The following is a 9,436-nucleotide window of genomic DNA, read 5'->3' on the forward strand; positions in this document are numbered from 1 at the left end:
CGAGCCGGTCGTGCAGCCTGACGCCGAAGAAGAAGAAGAAGAAGAAGAAGGGCCTGCGGCGACCGCCGAAAAGCCTTCAAAGGACGGGCAGGCGGAATAATCAGCGGGCGATTCGCCGCTGCGCCTCGTCGATCAGCAGATTGGCGAGCATCCTCCGCTTCGTCGCATTGTCGCGGAAGGGCAGGGTAACACCGTCGGATGATTGGCGCGGGTGAGGACGCGGCGCTTCTCAAGGAGTGTCGGCAGCTTACCGGCGCCTTTGAGAAGAAGGCCGAACAATCGAAGCGTGCCGCGATCTTTCCGATGCGCGCCACGCTTGACGTCTTTGGTTCGACACTATCGCAAAACCGACGCACAGCTTCGCGTGCAGCCAGCCCGATCCCCGGCGCATTCCCGTCCTGTCAGAGTGACAGTTCCTTGGCTTGCGCGTCGATCTTTTCGCAGGCATTCCCGAATGGATCGTGCATCGGTACCAGCGGCGAGACGCCGAGCAGGAGAAGCGCTTTCAAATGTGACCGGCCACCTCCCAGCAATGGCGCAAAGGATGTCATCACGATGCGTTCCTTGCCATAGAGACGCTCGTACTCTGGAAAATTGCAGAAGTTCTCGTGATTGCTGTTCTTCAGATGAAAGGACTCGGTCTCAGCACCTTCGGCAAGGATAACTTCGTGCGTGTCGAGCATGACGGCATAGTACTCGATCGATCCGTCGGCGGCGGGAGTGACCGATGCAATCGTCTTGCCGTTCACGAGGTCCTTCACCTGGATCAGAATGCCGTTCAGGTAGAGCGCATGGCCAGGCGACAGATAGAGATCCGAATGGGGTGTTTGCCCGTCCAGTGCGTGGCGGGAAACCCGGATCGGCACGACGTCCTTGTGCCAGCGCGCGCCGCTCTTCTTGAAGCTTTGGCGGCCGACCCACTTTACCGGGCGGGTGCTGCCGTCAGGAAGGGCAACGCGATCGCCGATGCTGAGAGTCTCGACAGGCTTCTCGCCGCAATCCGTGAGGATCGCCGTTCCCCGCAGGAAGCAATTTGGGCCGCTCCCGCTGCCGCCACCACCACCACTTCCGCCTGAGCCACCGCTCCCGCCAGAGCCTCCGTGTCCACCGGAGCCGCCCCGTCCCCAAAGCCGCCCCAGCGCGTTGGCCGGAGAGGTGGAAATGGCTGTGGCCAGGGCTGCCGCGCCGGCAAGACGAGCACCAGCGGCGGCGGCTATACCTAGAAAATGTCTGCGCGCAGTGTTGGGTGGCAGCTTCGGATCTTCCGTAGATGACATGTCGGCGGTCTCCTGAAAATATTTGCACCGCCCTATGTTACAAGAGGTTGTACCGCATTCAATTTCGCTAAATAGCTACGGCCTACCAAAAAGGGAGTAGGCATGGTCTACGGGGGTCCCGAAATACGCTATTGCCGGTAGCAAAAAGCGGGAGATTTATCTGCTACCCGAGCGCGAAAGAATCAAACTGAGCACCATGGGCACCGGTTGAAGCGCAGGAAAAACAGCCCATATAGAGTTCGCGAATCGAGCCGGAAACGGCGGCTCTTCCAAAGCTTGGAACGTTTGCCTGCGTTCGCGAGAAAGCTTCAGCTGTGCTGCAGGCGGCGCATCGCCTCGTCGATCAGCAGATTGGCGATCATCATGCGCCTGTTGGCATTGTCGCGGAAAAGCTCTGCGACTCCATCAGGATGATTGGCCTTGGCAAAGGCGCGCCGCTTCTCGTTCAGCGTCTGTTGGGTATCGGCGGCAGCAATCGCCAGTTCCGCAGCAATCTCTTCCGGAGCGATGCGGGCGAGATGGTCCGGCATGACGGGCTCGGGTGGAGGCGCAGTCGCCGGTTCCTCCGCGATCGCGGCGGCAGCATCAAGATCCAGATTGTCGAAATAGGCCTGGCCGACGCGTTGCGAGGCGGCCGAGACGCCTTCCATGACATCGAAGGCCATGACATCGAACGCAAGCCCGGTGCCGAGGCCGGGCACCCGATGGGCCGCCCGCGCCCCGGCGTCTTCGTCCGTCTCGTCCTCCGCCTTCAGTCGCTCGAGGACTGATTGAAATACCGACTGTCCGAACAGCATGCGCTCCCTTTCGACGCGTGCATTAAAGGCGGGCAAGATGGCGCAGGGCTTGCGGGTGTCGTCAGCCGGCCTGCTTGCGGCTCTCCTCGAGGATGATGTCGTAGAGCAGCCTTGCACTCGGCGGCAGCGCCCGTTCCCTCGCCGTGATCATGCTGTAGGGCTTGACGTTGATGTCGAAATCGATCGGCAGCATGCGCACATCAGAGGCATTCGAGCCCTGGCTGGCAAGGAACTGGGCGACGTCGACGGCGACGGGAGCAATCGCATCGGTTTCGCAGATGATGGCGCAGGTCAGAAGCAGCGAGGAGGTGTTGACGATGTTCTCCGGCAACGCCACGCCGCGCGACAGGAAGACGTCCTCGATCGTACGGCGCAGCAGCGTGCCGGGCGGCTGGAACACCCAGTCGTAATCCCTGATGTCGGCGAGGCTGCTCGTCTTCTGCTTCATAAGCGGATGGCTGCTGCGCACGATCAGGCAAGCCCGCTCGATGCCGATCTCTGTCACCTCGAACAGGCGCGGACTGAGATCATCGGGAATGCGGCCGATGATGAAGTCATGGCGGGCGGCGAGCAGCTCGCGGGCAAGCACGTTGCTCGTCTCCACCTGGATGTTGATCTCGATGCCGGGATAGGCCTTGCGCACCTTGTTGATTGCCGGAACGACGAGGCTCATGGCCGGCGCCGTCACCGCGCCGATGAAGACCGAGCCGCCTTTGCCGCTTTTCAATTCACCGATCTCACGGCTCGCCTCGCGGAGCTCCAGGAGGATCTTCCGAGCCCTGCGGGCAAGCGCTGCGCCGAAGGTCGTCAGCACCACGCCGCGGGCCACCCGCTCATAGAGCGACGTCTTGGTAATCGATTCCATTTCGGACAACATGCGCGATGCGGCGGGCTGCGAAATGTTCAGAACGTCGGCTGCGGCGGAAATCTGTCCGCTATCTTCGATTGCGACGATCATGCGCAGGTGATTCAGCTTAAGTCCTGCACGTAAAAGGCTGTCATCGCCGAAATTATCGCTGTGGATATCGACGTGATCCATTGAAAATGGCTCGGAAACAATCGTCATGGTTGCAGCCTCCTCACTGCGCTCCATCAAAAGTAATACTTTTTAACGATATACCAAAATTGTTATGCATATTACCACTTATTCTATTTGACAGTTATAGGAATCCATACCAGTTTGCCGCCGTGTGCTGGTTGGCACTCAACACGTGTGAGATCGTGGAGGAGACCTACTTCGTTTCTCACCATCTGAAGTAACTATCCAATACGGAACCTGCCACAGTTTCGGGGCGGGCGATTTTTCGTCCGCCGTCTATTAACAAGGGAGAGAGAAATGAAATCCATTATCTCATTGATGGCTGCGGCCGCCTTCGGCGTGGCTTCGTTCGTTATGCCTGCCATGGCGCAGGACAAGGGGCTTGTCGGTATCGCAATGCCGACGAAGTCTTCGGCTCGCTGGATCGACGACGGCAACAACATCGTCAAGCAGCTCGAGGCCGCCGGCTACAAGACCGACCTGCAGTATGCTGACGACGATATTCCGAACCAGCTTTCGCAGATCGAAAACATGGTCACCAAGGGTGCCAAGGTTCTCGTCATCGCTTCGATCGACGGAACGACGCTTTCCGACGTTCTCCAGAAGGCTCATGACGCCAACATCAAGGTCATCGCCTATGACCGTCTGATCCGCGACTCGGCCAACGTCGACTACTATGCGACGTTCGACAATTTCCAGGTCGGCGTTCTGCAGGCTGGTTCCATTGTTGACGCCCTCGGCCTCAAGGATGGCAAGGGTCCGTTCAACATCGAACTGTTCGGCGGCTCGCCGGACGACAACAACGCCTTCTTCTTCTATGATGGCGCAATGTCCGTTCTGCAGCCCTACATCGACAGCGGCAAGCTCGTCGTGAAGTCCGGCCAGACCGGCATGGACAAGGTCGGCACGCTGCGTTGGGACGCTGCAACGGCCCAAGCCCGCATGGACAACCTGCTCTCGGCCAACTACACCGACGCCAAGGTCGATGCGGTCCTGTCTCCCTATGACGGTCTGTCGATCGGCATCATCTCGTCGCTGAAGGGCGTCGGCTATGGCACTCCGGACCAGCCGCTCCCGGTTGTTTCCGGTCAGGACGCCGAAGTTCCGTCGGTCAAGTCGATCATTGCTGGCGAACAGCACTCGACGGTCTTCAAGGACACCCGCGAACTCGCCAAGGTCACTGTTGCCATGGTCGATGCCGTCATGTCCGGCAAGGAGCCCGAGGTCAACGATACGAAGACCTACGATAACGGCGTCAAGATCGTTCCGTCCTATCTGCTGAAGCCGGTTGCTGTCGACAAGACCAACTACAAGCAGATCCTCGTCGACGGCGGTTACTACACCGAAGACAAGCTGAAGTAATGAGAGGGACCGGAACCCGTGCTTGCGGGTTCCGGTCTTCGATTTTATGATCGCCCGGCCGCTCGACGGCCGGAGGCGCTGGAACTTTGACTATGGACAATACCATCCTCGAAATGCGGAGCATCACCAAGACGTTCCCGGGCGTCAAGGCGCTGGAGAATGTGAACCTCAAGGTTCGCCAGGGTGAGATCCACGCGTTGGTAGGCGAAAACGGGGCCGGTAAATCGACCCTGATGAAAGTGCTATCGGGCGTCTATCCGACAGGAAGCTATGAAGGCGACATCGTCTACGAAGGCGAGACGCGCAACTTCAAGGTCCTGAAGGATTCCGAAGAAATCGGCATCGTCATCATCCACCAGGAGCTGGCGCTCGTGCCGCTGCTGTCGATCGGCGAAAACATCTTCCTCGGCAACGAGAATGCCAAGAACGGCGTCATCAGCTGGGAAGAGACGTTCAACCGTACGAAGAAGCTGCTCACCAAGGTGGGCCTGCGCGAATCTCCGAACACGCTGGTCACCGATATCGGCGTCGGCAAGCAGCAGCTCGTCGAGATCGCCAAGGCACTGTCGAAGAGCGTCAAGCTGCTCATCCTCGACGAGCCTACCGCTTCGCTCAATGAAAAGGACTCGGATGCGCTGCTCAATCTGCTGATCGAGTTCCGCAACCAGGGCATCACTTCGATCATCATTTCCCACAAGCTGAACGAGATCCGTAAGGTCGCCGACCAGATCACTGTCCTGCGCGACGGCATGACCGTCAAGACGCTCGACTGTCACACGGACGAGATCAGCGAAGACATCATCATCAAGAACATGGTGGGCCGAGATCTGGCCGACCGTTATCCTCCGCGCTCCGTGCCGATCGGCGAGACGATCTTCGAAGTGAAGAACTGGAACGCCTATCACCAGCAGCACCGCGACCGCCAAGTGCTGCACGACATCAACGTCAACGTCCGCAAGGGCGAGGTCGTCGGCATTGCCGGTCTCATGGGTGCCGGCCGCACCGAATTCGCCATGAGCGTTTTCGGCAAATCCTATGGCCACAAAGTCAGCGGCGAGGTCTTCGTCAATGGCAAGGCTGTCGATGTCAGCACTGTGCGCAAGGCGATCGACGCCGGTCTTGCCTATGTCACCGAGGACCGCAAGCAACTCGGTCTCGTGCTCAGCGACAGCATCCTGCACAATACGACGCTTGCAAACCTCAATGGGATTTCGAGCAATAGCGTCATCGACGACATCAAGGAGATGAGGGTCGCGACCGATTACCGGTCGAAGCTGCGCATCCGCTCCTCTGGCGTCTTCCAGGAAACGGTCAATCTTTCGGGCGGCAACCAGCAGAAGGTGGTGCTGTCGAAGTGGCTATTTTCCGATCCCGATATTTTGATCCTCGACGAGCCGACCCGCGGCATCGACGTTGGCGCAAAGTACGAAATCTATACTATCATCAACCAGCTTGCCGCCGATGGAAAGGGCGTTCTGATGATCTCGTCGGAAATGCCCGAACTGCTTGGCACATGTGACCGCATCTACGTGATGAACGAAGGACGCATCGTCGCGGAACTGCCGAAGGGAGAAGCAAGCCAGGAAACTATCATGCGCGCTATCATGCGCTCAGGGGAGAAGAGACAATGACTCCGGTCAACCCGACAACCGAGCACAGCAACGTCGTTTCTGTTGCCGATTATATCCGCGGCAATATTCGTGAATACGGCATGCTCATCGCACTCGTCGCGATCATGGTGTTCTTCCAGTTCTATACCGGCGGCATTCTCTTCAAGCCGGTCAACCTGACGAACCTTGTTCTGCAGAACTCCTTCATCGTCATCATGGCGCTCGGCATGCTGCTCGTCATCGTCGCCGGCCATATCGACCTGTCGGTGGGCTCGATCGTCGCCTTCGTCGGTGCGCTCGCGGCAATCTTCACCGTGTCATGGGGCATGAACTTCTGGCTGGCCGGCCTGATCTGCCTGATCGTGGGCGGCATCATCGGCGCGGCGCAGGGCTATTTCATCGCCTATCACCGCATCCCGTCATTCATCGTGACGCTTGCCGGCATGCTTGTTTTCCGCGGCCTGACGCTGACGGTTCTGAACGGCAAGAACATCGGCCCGTTCCCGAAGGAATTCCAGGTTATCAGCACCGGCTTCCTGCCGGGCGGCATGATCGACATTGCCGGCACACCGGTGCAGTCGACCTCGCTGATCCTGACCGTGATCCTGCCTGTCATCCTCTTCTATCTCGCCTGGCGCCGCCGCAAGGTGAACGAAGACCACGGGATCGATGTCGAGCCGATGGGTTTCTTCATCGTCCAGAATCTGGTCGTTTCGCTCGCCATCCTGTGGATCGGCTATCTGCTCTCCACCTATAAGGGCTTGCCGAACGTTCTCGTCGTCATGCTGGTGCTGATTGCGATCTATGCCTTCATCACCCGCCGGACGACAATCGGCCGTCGCATCTATGCCATGGGCGGCAATTCGAAGGCGACCAAACTTTCAGGCATCAATACCGAGCGGCTGAGCTTCTACACCTTCGTCAATATGGGTGTGCTTGCAGGTCTTGCCGGCATGATCATCGCCCTTCGCCTGAACTCGGCAACACCGAAGGCCGGCGTCGGTTTCGAGCTCGACGTCATTGCGGCCTGCTTCATCGGCGGCGCCTCGGCGTCCGGCGGCGTCGGCAAGATCACCGGTGCGGTCATCGGCGCGTTCATCATGGGCGTCATGAATAACGGTATGTCGATCGTCGGGCTCGGCATCGACTTCCAGCAGATGGTGAAGGGCCTCGTGCTTCTCGCCGCAGTGTTCTTCGACGTTTACAACAAGAACAAGGGCTGAGCGCCTCAAGGCGCCAGTCAGGCATTCGCAGTCCTATGAATGATGGATTTCGGCTCCTGATGGAGCCGGACAGGCGGAGCTTTTTCCTGTCTTCGCCGAAACGAGAAGGATCGAAGACGTGCTTATTTCACAGATCAAGGGTGCAAACGGAGAGATCATCGTCGCCGTGCGTGAGCAGGGCGGCGCTGCAAGGTCGGTCAAGAACGCCGTCAGCGTCTATGCGCTGGCGATGGAAGCCGCAGACGGCGGCAAGTCTCTTGCCTCAGTCATCGAAGCGCATGGCTACGGCGATGCCGTCGATCTTGAGAAGGCCTATGCGGAAGACCGTTTCCTTCCGCCGATCACCCATCCAGATGCCGCGCACCTGCATTTGACCGGCACTGGCCTGACGCATTTGGGATCGGCGGCAACGCGCGATTCCATGCACAAGAAGACCACCGAAGCCGCCGAGGAAACCCTCACGGACTCGATGAAGATGTTCAAGATGGGCCTCGAGAACGGCAAGCCGAAGGCCGGCGAAAAGGGCGTCCAGCCCGAATGGTTCTACAAGGGTAACGGCTATGGAGCCGCGGCACCCGGCGCGCCGCTCATCTCGCCCTCCTTCGCGCTCGACGGCGGCGAGGAGCCGGAGATGGCCGGCATCTACGTGATCGCCAAGGACGGCTCGCCCTTCCGCATCGGCTTTGCGCTGTCGAACGAATTTTCGGACCACGTCACCGAGCGGATCAACTATCTCTATCTCGCCCATTCGAAGCTGCGCCCGGCAAGCTTCGGTCCGGAAATCCGCGTCGGCGCGGCCCCGGAGGATATTCGAGGCACCTCGCGCATCAAGCGCGGTGACAAGGTGATCTTCGAAAAACCATTCCTATCAGGTGAGGCGAACATGTCGCACACCTTCGCCAATCTGGAATATCACCATTTCAAGTATGGCATCTTCCGTGTTCCGGGCGATGTGCATGTCCATATGTTCGGCACGGCGACCCTTTCCTTTGCCGACGGCGTGAAGACGGAAGAGGGCGACGTCTTCGAGATCGAAGTCGCCGAATTCGGCCTGGCGCTCCGCAATCCGCTGAAGGTGGCCGCCGAGGAAGAGGTCGCCGTCAGGCAGCTCTGAATTCAAGACCGGCTGCATTCGGCAGCCGGATCTTTGCTCGTAAACGGTAAAGGAGGCTTGTTAAGCCCATGACCATTTATCAAAACCTGATTGCCGGCGAATGGGTCGGCTCGAACGCGACGAAAAACATCAACCCGTCGGATACGAATGAGGTCGTCGGCCTCTATGCCGACGGCAGCGCTGATGACACGAGAAACGCCATTGCCGCCGCCAAGGCCGCCTTCCCGGCCTGGTCACGCTCCGGCATCTGGGAGCGCCACGTCATCCTGAAGAAGACGGGCGACGAGATCATGGCGCGCAAGGACGAACTGGGCGCGCTGCTTGCCCGCGAAGAAGGCAAGACGCTGCCGGAAGCCACCGGCGAGGTGATCCGCGCTTCGCAGATTTTCGAATTCTTCGCCGGCGAGGCACTGCGGCTGGCCGGTGAGGTTCTCCCGTCGGTTCGCCCGAATATCGGCGTCGAGATCACCCGCGAGGCGCTCGGCGTCATCGGCATCATCACGCCGTGGAACTTCCCGATCGCCATTCCCGCCTGGAAGATCGCGCCGGCGCTCTGCTACGGCAACACCATCGTCTTCAAGCCGGCCGAACTGGTGCCCGCCTGTTCCTGGGCGATCGTCGATATTCTCAACCGCGCCGGCCTGCCGAAGGGCGTGCTGAACCTCGTCATGGGCAAAGGCTCGGTCGTCGGCCAGGCCATGCTCGAAAGCCCCGACGTTCACGGCATCACGTTTACCGGTTCCACCGGCACCGGCAGGCGCGTCGCCGCCGCCTCCATCGAGCATAACCGCAAGTTCCAGCTGGAAATGGGCGGCAAGAACCCGATGGTCGTGCTTGACGATGCCGATCTCAACGTCGCCGTCGAGGCCGCCGCCAATTCCGGCTTCTTCTCGACCGGCCAGCGCTGCACCGCCTCCTCGCGCCTGATCGTCACCGAAGGCATTCACGAGAAGTTCGTCGTAGCACTCACCGACAAGCTGAAGACGCTCGTCGTCGACAACGCGCTGAAGGCCG

General features: G+C 59.5%; 8 protein-coding genes. 5 read left to right on the forward strand and 3 right to left on the reverse strand.

Going from position 1 to position 9,436, the window contains the following annotated elements:
• Window positions 1-401: 401 nt before the first annotated feature.
• The 3 genes from FY112_RS01660 to FY112_RS01670 form a co-directional block, all read right to left on the reverse strand.
• Window positions 402-1,277, reverse strand: a complete 876-nt coding sequence (locus FY112_RS01660) for a Hint domain-containing protein (protein WP_151517491.1) — start codon at window positions 1,275-1,277, stop codon at window positions 402-404.
• A gap of 308 nt (window positions 1,278-1,585) precedes the next feature.
• Window positions 1,586-2,074 carry a hypothetical protein gene (locus FY112_RS01665; RefSeq protein ID WP_131629750.1) on the reverse strand — a complete coding sequence of 163 codons (489 nt, stop codon included), beginning with the start codon at window positions 2,072-2,074 and terminating at the stop codon, window positions 1,586-1,588.
• 61 nt (window positions 2,075-2,135) lie between these two features.
• The gene (locus FY112_RS01670) at window positions 2,136-3,140 is read right to left on the reverse strand and encodes a LysR family transcriptional regulator (RefSeq protein ID WP_151517492.1); all 1,005 of its coding nucleotides are present in this window, start codon (window positions 3,138-3,140) and stop codon (window positions 2,136-2,138) included.
• A 270-nt stretch (window positions 3,141-3,410) separates the two neighbouring features.
• On the opposite strand from FY112_RS01670, the gene chvE reads away from it, so the two are divergent.
• The 5 genes from chvE to FY112_RS01695 all read left to right on the forward strand — a co-directional run.
• Complete coding sequence (gene chvE / locus FY112_RS01675) at window positions 3,411-4,475, forward strand: multiple monosaccharide ABC transporter substrate-binding protein (RefSeq protein WP_020051228.1); 1,065 nt, start codon at window positions 3,411-3,413, stop codon at window positions 4,473-4,475.
• 92 nt (window positions 4,476-4,567) lie between these two features.
• Entirely contained in the window at window positions 4,568-6,106 is a 1,539-nt protein-coding gene (mmsA, locus tag FY112_RS01680; protein WP_029872334.1) for a multiple monosaccharide ABC transporter ATP-binding protein, read from the forward strand.
• On the forward strand, window positions 6,103-7,308 hold the full coding sequence (mmsB, locus tag FY112_RS01685; RefSeq protein WP_020051226.1) for a multiple monosaccharide ABC transporter permease: 1,206 nt from the start codon (window positions 6,103-6,105) through the stop codon (window positions 7,306-7,308). Before mmsA ends, mmsB begins: the two co-directional genes overlap by 4 nt.
• 118 nt (window positions 7,309-7,426) lie before the next feature.
• Window positions 7,427-8,422, forward strand: a complete 996-nt coding sequence (gene araD1, locus FY112_RS01690) for an AraD1 family protein (protein ID WP_151517493.1) — start codon at window positions 7,427-7,429, stop codon at window positions 8,420-8,422.
• A gap of 68 nt (window positions 8,423-8,490) precedes the next feature.
• On the forward strand, window positions 8,491-9,436 hold a 946-nt coding region (locus FY112_RS01695), incomplete at its 3' end, for an aldehyde dehydrogenase family protein (protein ID WP_151517494.1).

It is taken from the genome of Rhizobium sp. PEPV16 (genome assembly GCF_008919455.1).
Classification (GTDB): domain Bacteria; phylum Pseudomonadota; class Alphaproteobacteria; order Rhizobiales; family Rhizobiaceae; genus Rhizobium; species Rhizobium leguminosarum_Q.